Raw genomic sequence first — 16,482 nt, 5'->3', positions numbered from 1 at the left:
AGGGCTAGAGAGGGCTAGAGAGAGTAAGCGCCGTGCTTGTCGTGGAACTTCGCGGCGGAGGCCAGGATCTCGTCGGCCATATCGGGGCGGGAGATCACCAGGTCCGGCAGGTACGGCGACTCGCAGTTGTAGCACAGATCCGTGCCATCCAGGCGGGAAGTGTGCAGGCCAGCGGCCTGGGCAATGCCGACGGGGGCTGCGTTGTCCCACTCGTACTGGCCACCGGCGTGGACGTAGGCATCGTTATCGCCCAGGATCACGGAGACGGCTTTAGCTCCGCAGGAACCCATGGTCACCAGCTCCAGGCCCAGATCCTCGGCGATGAACTCAGCGATCGCCGGGGTGGTGTTCTGGCTGATCACCAGGCGTTTGGTGCGGGCTCCCTCGACGGCGCGGACCTCCGAACTGCTGAACACGCGCCCCAGGTCCGGCATCCCCACGGCGGCCTCAACGATCTTGCCGTTCTCCACCAGCGCAATGTGCACGGCCCAGTCCTGGCGGCCGCCGGCGTACTCCCGGGTTCCATCGAGCGGGTCGATGATCCACACGCGCGAGTTATTCAGGCGTGCAAGGTCGTCCTCTGCCTCTTCCGAGAGCATTGCATCGTTCGGGCGGTGTTGTACGAGGGAGCGGGCGATCCAGTCCTGCGCCAGCGCGTCGCCGGCCTTGCCTAGCTCGGTGCCGCGGAGCAGACCTACGTTCCTTACGCCTTTGAGGATCTCCCCGGTGCCCTGCGCGAGTCTCTGGGCCAGCGTCGCATCATTGAGTTCAGCCGTCATAGTTCTTACTTTAGCGGTCTGTTTAAATGGTCACATGGCTGATGACCCGCTGGATTCCTTTTATGCCCCCGTTGCAGCGTGGTTCCGAGACGTTTTCGCCGAGCCGACGATTGTGCAAACGCAGGCATGGCGGGCTATCTCCGCAGGTCAGAATGCTTTAGTGGTGGCGCCGACGGGTTCGGGCAAAACCCTGGCGGCTTTTTTATGGTCGCTGTCGCGACTTTCTGGGGGATCCTTTTTTAATGACGCCCCCACGCCTGAAAAATCAAGTCCCACCAAGGTTTTGTACATATCCCCGCTGAAAGCACTGGGCGTGGACGTCAGCCGAAACCTGGCGGCCCCGCTGGCCGGCATTGCGCGAGTGGCCGACGCGATGGGGGAGACCGCCGCCCCGGTGCGGGTGGGCGTGCGCAGCGGAGACACCCCGCAGTCGGAGCGATCCAAGCTGATGCGCAACCCGCCGGAGATTCTGGTGACCACGCCCGAGTCGCTGTACCTGATGCTGACTAGCAAGGCGGCAGCCACACTGGCGAATGTGGACACTGTGATTGTGGACGAGGTGCACGCGGTGGTCGGTACGAAGCGCGGCACACACCTGGCTCTGTCGCTGGAGAGGTTGGAGATGCTGACGGGCCAGGCGGTGCAGCGCATCGGCCTGTCTGCGACAGTGAACCCCGTGGATAAGGTCGCCAGCTTCTTGGGCGGCGACCGCCCGGTGACGGTGGTGAACCCCGAGCAGCCGAAATCTTGGGATGTGCAAGTGACCAGCGTGGTGGAGGACTTCCAGGACCCGCCGGCGGTGGAAGACGTCGCGTTGGCGGAGTATGAGGTGGCTGAGTCTGAGGGGGCGTCAGAAAAAGAAACAGAAGAACCGATAGACGAGGCACTGCTCGGCCCCAGCCTCATCGGCGAAGGGGCGGGAGGCAGCACCCAGGCCGGGTCGGGCGCGCGCGTGGCGAGCGGGGTGGATAAGGAATCTGCACTGCCGCAGCAGAAAAGCGTGTGGCCGCACGTGCAGCGCGCGATCTACCGGCAGGTGATGGAGAACCGCTCCACGCTGGTGTTCGTGAACTCTCGGCGCGCGGCGGAGAGGCTGACCGGGGCGCTGAACGAGGAATGGGCCAAGGAGCACGACCCCGACTCGCTGGCCGCCCCGACCAGACGTGACCCGGCGCAGCTGATGGCGCAGTCCGGGGCTGTGCGGGGGATGGACGGTGCAGGTGTGGCGCGGGCGCACCACGGTTCGGTCTCCAAGGACGAGCGAGCCGATATCGAGGCGGCGCTGAAATCGGGAGAGCTGCGCTGCGTGGTGGCGACGAGCTCCCTGGAACTGGGCATTGACATGGGTCTGGTGGATCACGTGGTGCAGGTCGGCGCGCCGCCCTCGGTGGCTTCGGCGGTGCAGCGGTGCGGCCGCGCCGGGCACACCGTGGGTGCGACCAGCCACGCGACGATCTACCCGCTGCATAAGCAGGATGCCGAGGCCGCGGTGGTTGTGGTGGATCGGCTGCTGAAAGGGGAGCTGGAGCCGCTGCACGTGGTGCATAACGCGCTGGACGTGCTGGCACAGCAGACGGTGGCGGCGACCGTGCAGGCCGGCGCGGATTTGCTGGACGTCGAGGAGTGGTGGCGCGTCGTCCGCCGCGCACACCCTTTTGCCACCTTGCCGCGCGAGGCCTTCGACGGTGTGATCGAGATGATCAGCGGCCGCTACCCATCCACCGACTTCGCGGATCTGAAGGCTCGCGCGATCTACGATCCCGTGGCTGGCACCCTGGAGGCCCGCCCCGGCGCGCAACGCCTGGCCGTGACCAGCGGTGGAACCATCCCGGACCGCGGTATGTTCGGCGTGTTTTTGGCTGCCGGGGACAACGACGGCGCGCGCCGGGTCGGCGAGCTGGACGAGGAGATGGTCTACGAGTCCCGCGTTGGGGACGTATTCACCCTGGGCGCGAGCAGTTGGCGCATTCTGGAGATCAACCGCGACCAGGTGATTGTCGCCCCTGCCGCCGGCCACACGGGCCGCCTGCCGTTCTGGGTGGGCGATGCCGCAGGACGCCCCGTGGAGCTTGGCCAGGCCATCGGCGAGAACCGCCGTACTTGGGGCTCTGGCGCTTTGGAGGACATTCGCTCGGCCGATTTTTTGGACGCCCACACTCGCACCAACCTGGATGCCTACTACCAGGAGCAGAAGGAAACCGCCGGGATCATCCCGGACGAGCGAACCGTGCTGATCGAGCGCTTCCGCGACGACATCGGCGACTGGCGCGTAGTGGTGCACACTCCCTTCGGCCGTGGGGTGAATGCGCCGTGGGCGCTGGCGCTGGGGGCGGAGCTGAATCGCCGGACGGGGATTGATGCGATGGCCGTGGCTGGCGACGACGGCATGGTGCTGCGTTTGCCGTATTCGGACGAACCGCCGGGTATGGATTTGCTTCTGGGCGAGGGCTACAGCGGTGCCGAGCGGGCGGAAGCGACGCTGGCGGATGTGATGGAGGAGGTTGGCTCCTCCGCGCTGTTTGCGGCTCGCTTTCGGGAGTGTGCCGCCCGCGCTTTGCTGCTGCCGCGCGGCAATCCCGGCAAGCGCCAGCCGTTGTGGCAGCAACGTCAGCGTGCCGCCCAGCTGCTGGATGTTGCCCGGGAGCACCCGGAGTTTCCGGTGATGGTGGAGACGATGCGCGAGTGCGTGCACGACGTTTACAACCTGGACTTCCTGAAGGTGCTGGTGGCGAACCTGGGGCAGCGGGATGTGCGCCTGGCGGAGGTCACCACGGAGGCTCCGAGCGCGTTTGCCGAATCACTGCTGTTCACCTACACCAGCGCCTTCATGTACGAGGGCGATTCCGCCGAGCGCGCCGCCGCCCTGGCCGTGGATCCCGCGTTGCTGGCAAAGGTGCTGGGCCCCCGGGAGGAGGGCATGGCTCTGGACCCGGCCGCGGTCCGCCGGGTGGTGGATGCCGCCCAGTGGCTGGCCGAGGGGCGCCAGGCCACCAGCGTGGAGCAGGCCGTGGATATGCTGCGCGCCTTGGGGCCGCTGAGCCTGGACGGTGTGCGCGAACGCATCGAACCCTGGGTCGGGACGGTGGAGGAAAGCCTCGCGCAGCTGCGGAAGTTGGTTCCCACGCGCCTGATGGAAGTGCACTTCGGCGGGCAGTTGAAGCTCGGCGCGGTCGAGGACATGCCCCTGCTGCGCGACGGCCTGGGCGTGCCCGTACCGCCCGGCGTGGCCATCGCCGCCGAACAGGTTGACCAGGTGGACAATGCCATCGACCAACTGTTGCTGCGGTGGATGAAGAACCGCGGACCGACGACCGCCGCCGAGGCCGCCGCCGAGTTTGGCTTGGGGCGCGCGACAGCCGATGCGCTGCTGGCTCGCTGGGCAGAGGGAGCGCAGGGCGCACAGGGCACACAGGGCACGCGAGGCAAGGGCAACCAGCGCCGCTTGAGGGCGGGGCATTTTGTCTATCTGGGTGACTCTTTCAGTGGGTCTGATGGCCCTAGTGGCACTAGTGGCGCCCCTGCACTCACCAGCGCGGATGCACAGGCTGAAATGCAATACGTGGACACGGGGATGCTCCGCCGCCTCCGGTCGGCAACCCTGGCCGCCGCGCGCGGATCGCTGGAACCGGTGACCCAGCAAACCTACGCACAGTTCCTAGCCGACTGGCACGGCCTGGGCCAGATGCAGCGCGAGGAGCTCGCCAGCGCCCTGGAACAACTCGCCGGGGTGCCGATCCCCGCCAGCGCGTGGGAAACTCTGGTGCTGCCCGCACGCATCCCGGACTATCAGCCGGGAGACCTGGACGAGTTGCTCAGCACCGGCGAGATTCTCGCTGTCGGTGCCGGGCAGGCCGGCGCCAAGGATGCCTGGGTGAGCTTCGTGCCCGCGGACATGGCCGAGTACCTGCTGGAAGGCGGGGAGGAGCTGGAACGTGGCGTCCATAAAGAAACAGCGACCACCTTGGGCATGGTGGCCACACAGATCCTCGAGCACCTGCAGCGTGGCGGCGCGTTTCTGGCGGCCGAGCTGCAGGCGGCGACGGGCGCGGATCACGCGGAGGTCGACACGGCGCTGTGGGAGCTGTTCGATGCCGGTTTGGTGGCGCCCGATAGTTTCGCGGCTGTGCGGGCGCGGCTGGTGGAGGCCGGCACCACGGGCAAGCAGGCTCACCGCGCTCCGCGCCGGAACCAGGGGCGCGGGTCGGCGCGCCGGGTGCGGATGGGACGCAGCGGATTTGCGCGGGCGGCGCGGCGGTCGATGAATGCACACTCCTCGGTGCCAGGGCGCTGGTCGGCGGTGTACGGCACTGGGGTCGGTGTTTCAGAGGAGGTAGAAGCTCCTGCCGACGCCGCGGAGCTGGCCCTGGTGCGCTCCGAGGCATGGATCGACCGCTACGCCGTGGTCACCCGAGGGGCGGTCGTGGCGGAAAAAGCCGCCGGTGGTTTCGCCGAGGCCTACCGGACGTTGAGCGCCTGGGAGGATTCCGGTGAAGTGTTGCGCGGCTACATTGTCGAAGGTCTGGGTGGGGCACAGTTCGCCCCGCGTGACGTGATCTCCCAGCTCCGGCGGGCGCAGGACGGGCGTGGAAACGGTCTCGGGAACGGGCACAGTGGTCGTGCTGGAGGTGTTGGCGCTGGCGCCGGTCTTGGCGGCGGTGGCACCGGCGCACGCGAAGTGGCCGCACCCGAGCATGCACCCCAGCTGCTCTCCGTCTTGGACCCCGCGAACCCCTTCGGGTCTACGCTGCCCTGGCCCGAGGTCTCGCACTCGGCTACAGAGGGCATGGCGCCTACGCGCGCAGCCGGTGCCATGATCATCATCGCCGCCGGTCGCGCAGAGGCTTATGTCTCTCGCGGCGGTAGAAACGTGGTTCTTTTTGCTCGGCCCGATTTTGGTGACGCCACGTCTGCCGAACTCGGCGCCCCAGCCCAGCAGATCGATTTAGTGGTCAGGACTCTCAAGGAAGCTATCCGCGCCGGACGGTTGAGCCCCGTGACCATCGAGAAGATCAACGGTTCCTCTGTGATGGACATCTCCACGACAGATTGGGTGGCCGCCGGTGCACGCTTGACTCCGAAGGGGCTGAGCATCCGTGCCTGAGGGGGACTCCGTACTCCAGCTCTCCAACCGCCTGCAATGGATGGCGGGGCGGACGGTGCGACATACCGACATTCGGGTGCCTCGCTTTGCCACGGAGAGCTTCGACGGCGAAGAAGTCAGACGAGTGTGGCCCTACGGCAAGCACCTATTCATGCACATTGGCGACCGGGTGATCCACACGCATCTGAGGATGGAGGGTGTGTGGGCGATCCACCGCGCGGGGCAGCGTTGGCGCAGGCCAGGCTATAGCGCACGCATCGTGCTGCGCTTTAGCCCCCAGCACGCCGGTGGTGAGGAGATCGAGATCGTGGGGCACGACCTCGGCTTCGTGCGGGTGCTCAAGTTCGCGGACTATCCGCAGGTCATTGCGCACCTGGGTCCGGACATCTTGGCGGAGGACTGGGAGGTCGACGGCAGGGAAGAGGCCATTGCGCGGATCGTGCGCCGGCCGGAAAGGACGCTGGGGGCCGCGCTTTTGGACCAGAAGAATGTGGCTGGGATTGGCAACGAGTACCGCGCCGAGGTGATGTTTCTAGTGGGAATGCACCCGGAGGTGAAGGTGGGTCAGGTGGGAGAAGTGGGCGTCACAAAAACAATAGACCTGGCGCGAAGAGTGATGTGGGATAACCGTCTTGAGCCGCACCGCGTTTTCACTGGCGACCGGCGGACCGGGCAGGGCAACTGGGTGTTCGGGCGTGCGGGCAAGGCGTGCCGGCGGTGCGGGGCAGCGATTCAGCAGGCGACGCTGGGTGGGCGCTGGGCTGGTGGGGATCCGGATCTGGATTCGGCGGAATTGGAGCGGATTATCTGGTGGTGCCCGAACTGTCAGGAACGGTGAGCTTCTTCGAGATGGGGGAAGAGGTCGCTAGAGAGGCTGCTTCGCGGCCTACTTGACAATCTGGTCAATAGCCCCAAAAAAGGGGTGGTTTCTTTCGGCGGGAGAGGGGAAAGTGCAGGTCGCGTGAGTTTACCTAAAGTCCATGTACCCCAAGGTTATGCATTCAGAAAAGGTGCGTTTGTGTGAAAAATTTCGGAAACAAAAGGGTTCGCTGTTCTTATTTTTTAAGGATTGGTGCGTTTCTGTGGGGTGGTCGCTATGTTGATCAAGGCTTTTTGGTGGTCAAAGCAAGGGTTACCTAAGTGGGTGTCATGGTTTAAATTGCAGGGGAGTGAATCTCGTTTCGAGGAGGTGGGTGGAATCTTTTAAGGGTTGGTTAAGGATCTTTTGGTGAACTGTGCCTGAATAGTTGGTGAACGCTGGGTTAAATGCCGTGCGTAGGGACGCACAATTGTCGAACAATTACTGGCTTCGAGGGACTAGAGTTGGATCCCGTCACTCAGAACCTGGGTGTGTAGCGGCCCTCGCAATCCGCCGCGCAGCACCCGGGGGGCACCCCTAAGACCGGATTCAAACCCAAAGTCACCTGGCCGAAATCTCGCAGAACCCTTGGGCTGGCAGCGCACATTCTCGCAGCGTCACCAACGCGCCCCAGTCCGCGCGAGCCGGAAAACATCCAGCTCGCGCACCTTTTCGGCTAGTGGCGTGCAAGAGGAGCACAAAACATGAAGAACCTGTGGAAGAACGGCGCAAGCGCAGCTGCTGCCGCCGTCATCGTCGCGGCAGCCGTCGCATCTCCCGCATCCGCCATCACCAAGGAAGGGCACTACCCGGAGACCCCGAAGTCCACCCGACCCTGCCGATCGTGAACACCACCCACGGCAGCGATCACATCAAGGCCAACATCCTGAACCCCCACCCGGTGTGCAACTCTGGTGAGGACTACCGCACCGTCGTCTACAAGGTCGACGACAAGTTCACTCCGGCTGGCACCATCTCTGCCACCAATCAGTCCAAGAACACCATCCCGCTGACGCAGGAGCTGTCCAAGACCCAGACCATCTCCATCAGCATCAAGGGTGACCGCACGGAGACCACCAGCGTCAACCTGGGCGGCGAAGGCTCTGCCAAGGACGCCAAGGGCAGCGTTGGCATCGCCTACGAGCTGGCGAAGACCATCGGCGCTGAGGCTCCCTACTCCCTGAGCTGGAACGTTGGCCAGACCGTTGGACCGTACGACGTCCCGGCAGGCCACACCGGCGAGGCCACCTACGGCTTCCGCACCATCAACATGACCGGCACCCCAGCAGTTCTGCAAGGCTAACGGCACCTGGTCCACCCCGACCCCGTGGTCCGCGCTGACCCTGATCAAGAACCAGGTCAACGTGAAGCTGTACGGAAACCCGGCTGACTCCGCTGTCCCGGCAAAGCCGGAGGACGCTAACAAGCCTTCCGAGAAGCCGGCTGACAAGCCGGCCGACGGTGCAGACAAGCCCGCCGACGAGGCCTAAACCAAATTCGCTGATCCCCGCCCGCAGACTCGAAGCTCCTCAAAGCTCGCTCGAATTGCGTCTCGCAGCGCATCCCTCAACGCGCCTCGCAATGATTCGACCTGCACCTATACAAAGTAAGGAATCCCCTCACATGAAGAAGAACGCAGCTTCCCTGACCCTCGCTGCCGCCATTGGCGTGACCACCGCTTTCGCAGGCGCTGGCAACGCCCTCGCTGAAGATGTTGTCGATCCTGGCTTCAACCAGGACGTTGTTGTTGCTGATGACGCCGACGCTTCCGCCGCCGACAACACCACCGATGCCGACGCTTCCGCTGCCGACTCTGACGAAGCTCCGACTGACGAGGCCGATAAGCCGTCCACTGACGAGGCGGAGAAGCCCGCCAAGGACGACGAGGCTGAGCAGTCCGGCGAGAAGTACGACCTGAAGCCGGAGATCCACGTCGCCGCTGGCAAGGCTGCTGGCTTCGCTGGCCTGGTTTCCATCTCCGCCAAGAACGTTGGCTCCGAGATCTACTACCAGGACTTCCCGGCCACCACTTTCCGCATTGACGTGCACACCGAGAAGGGGCCGAAGGGTGTTGATCGCCTGATCACCCCGGGCTGGTTCAACGGTGCATACACTCGCGACCTGGGCTTCGATAAGGACAAGTCCGTCCGCAGCTTCGAGGTCACCCTCTCCAACCCGATTAACCCGGGCGAGTCCAAGCTGCTGGCCAACCTGAACTTCGGCGACGGTAAGACCAAGCTGGGTCGCCTGGAGAACTACATCACCGTCACCCAGACCGGTCGTCTGGAGGAGGATAAGTCCACCTCCAACGACCAGAACGTCGACTCCCGTGAGGTCACCACCACAGACGTTATGCACAAGCCGACCAAGGGCCTGTTCTAGTCTGATTTCCGAACGGATTTCTGATCTGAACGGCAACTCCGTCTAAACGAATTAAGGCTCCCCGCATTAGCGGGGAGCCTTAAGTGGTTATCCCGTGCCCTGAAGGGGTTTGGGTTTAGTTCCTACCTTTGCTCAGGGGGGGGATCCAGTTCGATCGCAGTCTGCGGCGTGGTTGCCTCTGCTTGTGCCGGCGCAGCTACGCCCGCGCTGATCGATGCGGCTGCGATGCCTACTACCAAAGTCTTGCGAATCTTCACGGGGAGTAATCCTTTCCGGAGAATTCGTTCAGCCAAAAACAAAATGTCGGAAATGTTGCATTTCTTTTTTATCGACGCCGACTGATCCGCCCCTACAGGCTCCTGACCTGCTCTTATGTTTAGCTGGAAATGGTTTGCAAGAACGTTTTGCAAATTTTCCGACATTTGCCCTGCGGTAGTGCAACGTTTCCGACATCGTGGAGTCAGGCAGGCCGGGGCTCTGGCCTAACCGAGGCCGGGGTTCAGGCGAACCCAAATCGCGTACAACAGAACGGCTGGAAGAACTATGGGAGAGGCTAGAAAGACGGGAGCCATCCTCAGGGAGCCTGTAATGGGGGTGTATGGCTCGGGCGTAGCAGCCTGCGCCACCTGTGCAGTTAGCGGCGTGGTTGCCTCTGCTTGTGCCGGCGCAGCTACGCCCGCGCTGATCGATGCGGCTGCGATGCCTACCGCCAAAGTCTTGCGAATCTTCATTGGGGAGTATTCCTTTCTGGAGAATTCGTGCGGTCTAAAACCAGTCGAAAACCAGTCTTGGGGGAAGAGGTTTCGTAAGGGATATCGATCAGTGGGGCGCCATCGTTAGCCTTCGGCGTAAGTCGCTAACCCCGGTGCTGACGGTAGTAAGCGATGAGGTCGTCGGTGGAGGAGTCGCCGGCGTCACTACGCTCCTCACCAGTAACCGCAGGCAACAGCGCGTTTGCCTGCTTCTTACCGAGTTCCACACCCCACTGGTCAAAGCTGTTGATGCCCCAGATCACGCCCTGCACGAAAACAATGTGCTCGTACAGTGCGATCAGCGCACCCAGCGTCTTTGGGGTCAGCTTGTTGGCCAGGATCGTGGTTGTCGGGCGGTTGCCGGGCATCACCTTGTGCGGGATCAGCTCGGGAGCCACGCCCTCCTCCTGCAACTCTTCGGCGTTCTTGCCGAAGGCCAGCACGCGGGTCTGGGCGAAGAAGTTGGACATCAACATGTCGTGCATGCTGGTGGTTCCGTCTGCAGCGACCGCATCGTCGTGCGGGTTGACGAAGCCGATGAAGTCAGCCGGCACCAGGTGCGTGCCCTGGTGCAGCAACTGGAAGAAAGCGTGCTGGCCGTTGGTGCCGGGCTCGCCCCAGTAGATCTCGCCGGATGGAACCTCCACCGGGTTGCCGTCCAGCTGCACGGACTTGCCATTGGATTCCATCGTCAGCTGCTGCAGGTAGGCGGGGAAGCGCGCCATGTCCTCGGAATACGGCAGCACCGCGTGCGACTGCGCGCCCAGGAAATCGGTGTACCATACGCCCAGCATGCCCATCAGCACCGGAATGTTCATTTCCAGCGGTTCGGTGCGGAAGTGGTCGTCTACCTCGTGGAATCCCTCCAGGAAGCGCATGAAGTCCTGCGGTCCAATGGCGGCCATCAAGGACAGGCCAATGGCGGAGTCCACGGAGTAGCGGCCGCCCACCCAGTCCCAGAACTCGAACATGTTCTTCGTGTCGATGCCGAAGTCTTGCACCTTCTCCGCGGCGGTGGAGACGGCCACGAAGTGCTTGGCGGTGATGTCACGGATGGCGTCCTCCCCCTCGACGTCCACGCCCTCATCGGCGAGGTTGCGCAGCAGCCAGCGGCGCGCGGCGTGGGCATTGGCCAGGGTCTCAGAGGTGGTGAAGGTCTTGGAGGCGATGACGAACAGCGTGGATTCGGCATCCAACCCGTCGAGAGTGCCGGCTACGTCGGCTGGGTCGATGTTGGAGATGAAGTGCGGCGTAATGCCGGCCGTCATGTAGGGGCGCAGCGCCTGTGCGGCCATCGCCGGCCCCAGGTCGGAGCCGCCGATGCCGATGTTCACGACGTGCTTGATGGTGTGCCCGGTCACGCCCTGCCAGGAGCCGGAGCGGAGTGCCTTGGCGAAGTCGCGCATGCGGCCCAGCACTGCGTGCACGTCGGCGGCCACGTCCTGCGTTTCATCCGCCCCGACTGGGATGCTGAACTCCCGGTCGACCGGAATGCGCAGCGCGGTGTGCAGCACGGCGCGGTCCTCGGTGGTGTTGATGTGCTCGCCGTCGAACATGGCGCTGCGGTAGTCCTCCAGGCCACGGGCGCGCGCCAGATCCAGCAGCAGGCGCAGTCCGCGCTCGTCGATGAGGTTCTTCGACAGGTCTACGTGCAGCGGGCCTACGTTGTAGGTCATGTCGCTGGATCGTCCCGGCTGTTCGGCGAAGAGCTCTCGCAGTTGGGTGCCGCGCGTTGTGTCGGCGTATTCGGTGAGCTTTCTCCATTCCCGTGTCTTATGTGCGGCTTCGCGTTGTTGTGGCATAGGCACAGCTGGGCTCCTTTCGTCGCTGCAATTATCACTTTCCACGGTAGTGGAAAAGGTGCAGGCGCGTGGCGGTCTGTAAGCCTGCCTCCGAAAGGCGCGTATATGTGGGTATATGACTTCACTCAACATTCCTTCTGAATTCAGCGCTACTCTTCAGGCCGCGGGGCTTTCCTTCGAGGTGCCCACGGGGTTGTTCTTAGGTGGGGCCTGGCGCGCCGGGTCTGCCGGTGAAACTATTTCGGTTATTGACGCCGCCACGGGGAAGTCTTTCGCGGATGTCGCTGCGGCGACAGAGGATGATGCGCGGGAGGCCATGGATAAGGCCGTGGAGGTTCAGGCGGACTGGGCCGAATCCACCCCGCGGGAGCGTTCCGAGCTTCTGCGTCGGCTGTTCGATCTGGTGCACGAGCACGCGGATCAGCTGGCGGCTTTGCAGTCCCTGGAGCTGGGGCGCGCGCTGCCAGATTCCAAGGGCGAGGTGACCTACGCTGCCGAGTATCTGCGTTGGTTCGGCGAGCGGGCGGCGGCGATCGCTGGCGAGTATCGCGTGGCTCCGGCGGGTAATGGACGCATCGTGACTACGCACCGTCCGGTGGGGCCGGTGCTGGCGATCACCCCGTGGAACTTCCCGCTGGCGATGGTGACCCGCAAGCTGGCTCCGGCGCTGGCGGCGGGCTGCACCGTGATTGCTAAGCCGGCGCAGCTGACCCCGCTGACGATGCTCTACTTCGCGGAGCTGGGGCGCATCGCCGGCATTCCGGATGGTGTGTTCCAGGTGCTGCCGACGTCTTCGGCCCGTCGCGTGTCCGCCCTGTTGGACGATGATCGCCTGCGCAAGCTGACTTTCACCGGTTCCACGGAGGTCGGCCAGGCGCTGGCCGCCACTGCGGCGCAGAAGACGATTCGCACTTCGCTGGAGCTCGGCGGTAACGCGCCTTTCGTTGTGTTGGAGCACGCGGATGTGGACAAGGCCGTGGAGCAGGCCATTGCGGCGAAGATGCGTGGAGCGGGTCAGGTTTGTGTGGCTGCTAACCGCTTCATCGTTCACGAGTCCCTGGCCGAGGAGTTCGAGGCCGGGCTGGTGCAGAAGATGAGCGAGTTCGTGATGGGGCCGGGCACCGACTCGAAGACGACCATGGGGCCGCTGGTCAGCCAGGAGCAGCGCGATGGAGTGCGTGACATGGTAGCCAAGGCCGTCGAGGAGGGGGCGCACGTTGCCCTGGGCGGTAACGAGGCCCTGGAGAAGCTGGGGGAGACGCACCCCGACCTGGATCCGAATGGTTTCTGGTATCCCGCCACGGTGCTTACGGGCGTGACGCCACAGTTTGAGATCGCTAATCAGGAGATCTTCGGTCCCGTCGCGGCCGTGCAGCGCGTCTCCAGCGATGAGGAAGCCTTGAAGGTCGCTAACGATACCGTCTTCGGCCTGGCTGGCTATGTGATGGGCGAGGATATGAAGAAGACTCTGCGCTTCGCCGAGCGCATGGAGGCCGGAATGGTCGGCGTGAACCGTGGCGCGCTATCGGATGCGTCTGCTCCGTTCGGCGGAGTGAAGCAGTCCGGCCTGGGCCGCGAGGGTGGTTTCGAGGGCATCGAGGAGTACCTCGACACCGTGTACCTGGCACTCGACGTCTAGGTGCCGGCTAGGTTCCGGGTAGGTATCCGGTTTGGGTCAGGCGCAGTTAGCGACAGGCCAGCGCGCTGAAGCTGCGGCGCGGGCAGCAGTTCGGCGCTAGGCCAGCGCGCTAGGCCGGCGTGCTAATCCAGGGCGCGGAGCGTGGCCTCGTGCAGCAGGCCGTTGGTGGCGACGGCAGATCCGCCGTGCGGGCCGTCCTGGCCGTCCAGGGAGGTGAAGCGCCCGCCGGCCTCCGTGATGATCGGCGCCAGTGCCGCCAGGTCCCAGAGGCTTACCTCCGGCTCGGCGGCGATGTCCACCGCGCCTTCGGCGACCAGCATGTAGGACCAGAAGTCGCCGTATCCGCGCAGGCGCCACGCGGAATCCGTCAGGTTGATCAGCTGCTCGCGCTTGCCGCAGTCCGCCCAGCCGGATAGGGAGGAAATCGCAATCGAAGAGTCCGAGACCTGCGAAACCTGCGAAACCTCCAGGCGGCGAGCACCTACCGACGGCACCCCACCGTTTGCGTTGCCTGTGTTGCCGGTGTCGCCAGTGCTACCAGTACCGCCGGTGGCGGCGCTCGCCGGGGTGTTAAACAGTCGCCATGCGCCGGATCCCTCAGCAGCCCACCAGCGGCGCCCCAGCGCGGGCGCGGAGACAACCCCCACCACGGGCTTGCCGTCCACCAGCAGGCTGATCAATGTGGCCCACACGGGTACGCCGCGCACGAAGTTCTTAGTGCCGTCGATGGGGTCGATGACCCACTGGCGCCCGGCGAAGGTGACGTCGCCGCCGAATTCCTCTCCCAGCAGGGCGTCCTCCGGGTGGTGTGCGGCGATGAGTTCCCGCAGTTCCTTCTCCACGGCGGTGTCTGCGTCGCTCACCGGCGTGAGGTCGGGCTTCGATTCAACGCTCAGGTCATTTGCCTCGAACCGCGCCATGGTTATCGCGTCGGCTGCGTCGGCCAGCGACAGCGCCAGGGTCAGGTCATCTGCATATGGGGAAACCGAGTCCGTCATGTCACACATGATAACCCCGTGGCGCACGTAAAGCCATGGGAAGAATGTGACTAGTGTGACAAAGGGGGGGGGGGGAGGTGCGGCCTTCTCGCTAGGCTTCGCGCAGCGCCTTAACGGACTGCTCTACCGCGTCTGGCGCCCCGGCAATGAACCAGGTGGTGCCGTCTTTTTCTTCCTTCTTAGCGACACCCCCAGCGCCCTCTACCAAAGCACGCCCAGGCAACCAGTCCCAGCTGGCCACGCTGTGCTGCATCCAGCAGCCGAGCTCGCCACCGGCCACGCAGGCTAGATCGATAGACGCAGACCCCAGCATGCGCAACGTGGCAAACTGCGTGCTTACGGCCTTCCAGCTGTTCAGTCGGGTGGCGTCCGCGATGTCCGTGGGGTGCAGGTAGCCGCCCAGGCAGGTCAGCTCCGCGGTGGTGTTCGGCAGGCTGATCTCGGCGGCGTCACGAGTAGTAGGAATATCCGGGCCACCAAACCACGTGTAGCCCATCGCCGGGCGGTGAACGGCGCCGAACAACAGGGCGTCCGGATCATCGGGGGATCCCTCGACCAGAGCCAGGGCCGAGCACCAATAATCCGAACCAGTAGTGAAGTTGTACGTGCCATCGACCGGGTCGATCACCCAGGTGCGACCGGACTTCGACTCCACGGCGGTGCCCTCCTCGCCCAAAAGTCCATCCTCGGGGCGGATGGCGCGCAATGCGTCGGCGATGAACTTCTCGGCCGCGCGATCCGCAGCGGTCACGACATCACTGACGGACGTCTTCTGCTCCGTATCCAGACCCGTCTGGCGCATACGCCATGCCAGTCGGCCCGCGTTATAGACCAATGCCTGAGCCAGGTGGTGGTCGGAATCGTCGACATGCGCCACGATGAACGTCTTGATGATCGCGTTCAGCATGTCCTCTGGGATCGGGGAAGAAGAATCAGAACCGTTAGTAGCCATACATTCCATTGTGCATGTCGCCGGGTAGACTTGCGCATTATGCAACCGGAAGTTTCTGCAGACCTAAGCGACCTGGACGGCACCCTGACCACCATCGAGAAGGTGCTGAACCTCGACGAGCTGGGCGACCGCGCCCGCGAGCTGGAGGAAAAGTCCGCCGACCCCTCGCTGTGGGACGATCCGGACCACGCGCAGCAGGTGACTTCCGAGCTTTCCCGCGTGCAGGCGAAGCTGAAGAAGGTCACGGGGCTGCGCCAACGCCTGGATGACCTGCCGGTGCTCTACGACATGGCCGAGGAGGAAGCCGGGGACGACCCGGATGCCGCTCAGGAAGCGGTGCAGTTGGCCGATGCGGAGCGCGAGGAGCTGCGCCAGGAGATTGAATCGCTCGAGGTTACGACGATGCTGTCGGGGGAGTACGACGAGCGCGAAGCCGTGCTGAACATCCGCAGCGCCGCCGGTGGCGTGGATGCCGCAGATTGGGCAGAGATGCTGCTGCGCATGTACACCCGCTGGGCGGAAAAGGCCGGGCACAAGGTGGAGGTCTACGACATCTCCTATGCCGAGGAGGCCGGCATTAAGTCCGCGACCATCGTCATCCACGGCGAATACATGTACGGCACCCTCTCCGTGGAGCAGGGAACCCACCGCCTGGTGCGCATTTCCCCCTTCGACAACCAGGGGCGGCGCCAGACCTCGTTTGCCGAGGTGGAGGTGCTGCCAGTGGTGGAGAAGACCGACCACATCGACATTGACGAAAACGACGTACGCGTGGACGTCTACCGCTCCTCGGGCCCCGGCGGGCAGTCGGTGAACACCACCGACTCGGCGGTGCGCCTGACCCACGTGCCCACCGGCATTGTGGTGACGTGCCAGAACGAGAAATCGCAGATTCAGAACAAGGCATCCGCCATGCGGGTGCTGCAGGCGAAGCTGCTGGAGCGGAAGCGTCAAGAAGAACAGGCCGAAATGGACGCGCTGAAGGGCGACGGCTCGAACTCCTGGGGCAACCAGATGCGCAACTACGTGCTGCACCCGTACCAGATGGTGAAGGACCTGCGCACGAACGTCGAGGTTAACGACCCCAGCAAGGTGCTGGATGGGGACCTCGACGGCTTCCTGGAGGCCGGCATTCGCTGGCGCATGGCGCAGCAGCAGGAAGCGCAGGCCTAGCGCGCCGGGCTGTACGCGAGCGCGCGCCGGGCTGCGACCGGGCTG

Annotated in this window: 10 protein-coding genes and 1 pseudogene; 6 read left to right on the top strand and 5 right to left on the bottom strand. The window is 64.3% G+C overall.

Annotation, left to right across the window (positions count from 1 at the left end; translation table 11 throughout):
• Window positions 1-14 precede the first annotated feature (14 nt).
• Entirely contained in the window at window positions 15-779 is a 765-nt protein-coding gene (locus QKE30_RS07125) for a 3'(2'),5'-bisphosphate nucleotidase CysQ (protein ID WP_347934466.1), read from the bottom strand.
• A gap of 34 nt (window positions 780-813) precedes the next feature.
• Between QKE30_RS07125 and QKE30_RS07120 the strand changes: the two genes are divergently transcribed.
• The 4 genes and pseudogenes from QKE30_RS07120 (at window position 814) to QKE30_RS07105 (ending at window position 9,121) form a co-directional block, all read left to right on the top strand.
• Window positions 814-5,880, top strand: coding sequence for a DEAD/DEAH box helicase (locus QKE30_RS07120; protein WP_347934465.1), 5,067 nt, complete (start codon window positions 814-816; stop codon window positions 5,878-5,880).
• On the top strand, window positions 5,873-6,718 hold the full coding sequence (locus QKE30_RS07115) for a DNA-formamidopyrimidine glycosylase family protein (protein WP_297667889.1): 846 nt from the start codon (window positions 5,873-5,875) through the stop codon (window positions 6,716-6,718). The genes QKE30_RS07120 and QKE30_RS07115 overlap by 8 nt, the downstream gene beginning before the upstream one ends.
• Before the next feature lie 725 nt (window positions 6,719-7,443).
• A pseudogene (locus tag QKE30_RS07110) lies at window positions 7,444-8,133 on the top strand (hypothetical protein); the annotation flags it as partial.
• A 229-nt stretch (window positions 8,134-8,362) separates the two neighbouring features.
• Window positions 8,363-9,121 (top strand): neuraminidase, encoded by a 759-nt coding sequence (locus QKE30_RS07105; protein ID WP_347934464.1) that lies wholly within the window; start codon window positions 8,363-8,365, stop codon window positions 9,119-9,121.
• Between the two features lie 122 nt (window positions 9,122-9,243).
• On the opposite strand, the gene QKE30_RS07100 is transcribed toward QKE30_RS07105, so the two are convergent.
• Window positions 9,244-9,543, bottom strand: a complete 300-nt coding sequence (locus QKE30_RS07100; RefSeq protein WP_347934463.1) for a hypothetical protein — start codon at window positions 9,541-9,543, stop codon at window positions 9,244-9,246.
• A gap of 434 nt (window positions 9,544-9,977) precedes the next feature.
• Complete coding sequence (pgi, locus tag QKE30_RS07095; protein ID WP_347934462.1) at window positions 9,978-11,675, bottom strand: glucose-6-phosphate isomerase; 1,698 nt, start codon at window positions 11,673-11,675, stop codon at window positions 9,978-9,980.
• A gap of 115 nt (window positions 11,676-11,790) precedes the next feature.
• Between pgi and QKE30_RS07090 the strand changes: the two genes are divergently transcribed.
• A complete protein-coding gene (locus tag QKE30_RS07090; RefSeq protein WP_347934461.1) occupies window positions 11,791-13,314 on the top strand; it encodes an NAD-dependent succinate-semialdehyde dehydrogenase in 1,524 nt (507 codons plus the stop codon).
• Window positions 13,315-13,436: 122 nt separating this feature from the next.
• Here QKE30_RS07090 and QKE30_RS07085 read toward each other — a convergent pair whose 3' ends face one another.
• Together QKE30_RS07085 and QKE30_RS07080 are read right to left on the bottom strand one after the other, a co-directional pair.
• The gene (locus tag QKE30_RS07085; RefSeq protein ID WP_347934460.1) at window positions 13,437-14,312 is read right to left on the bottom strand and encodes an inositol monophosphatase family protein; all 876 of its coding nucleotides are present in this window, start codon (window positions 14,310-14,312) and stop codon (window positions 13,437-13,439) included.
• 91 nt (window positions 14,313-14,403) lie between these two features.
• A complete protein-coding gene (locus tag QKE30_RS07080; protein WP_239201944.1) occupies window positions 14,404-15,273 on the bottom strand; it encodes an inositol monophosphatase family protein in 870 nt (289 codons plus the stop codon).
• A gap of 30 nt (window positions 15,274-15,303) precedes the next feature.
• Between QKE30_RS07080 and prfB the strand changes: the two genes are divergently transcribed.
• Window positions 15,304-16,437 carry a peptide chain release factor 2 gene (prfB, locus tag QKE30_RS07075; RefSeq protein ID WP_239201943.1) on the top strand — a complete coding sequence of 378 codons (1,134 nt, stop codon included), beginning with the start codon at window positions 15,304-15,306 and terminating at the stop codon, window positions 16,435-16,437.
• Window positions 16,438-16,482 lie beyond the last annotated feature (45 nt).

Origin of the sequence: Corynebacterium sp. c24Ua_83, assembly GCF_039907245.1 — a bacterium.
Taxonomy (GTDB): Bacteria; Actinomycetota; Actinomycetes; order Mycobacteriales; family Mycobacteriaceae; genus Corynebacterium.
The sequence above is the reverse complement of the archived record's forward strand: the minus strand, read 5'-3'. Positions and strand labels throughout refer to the sequence as shown.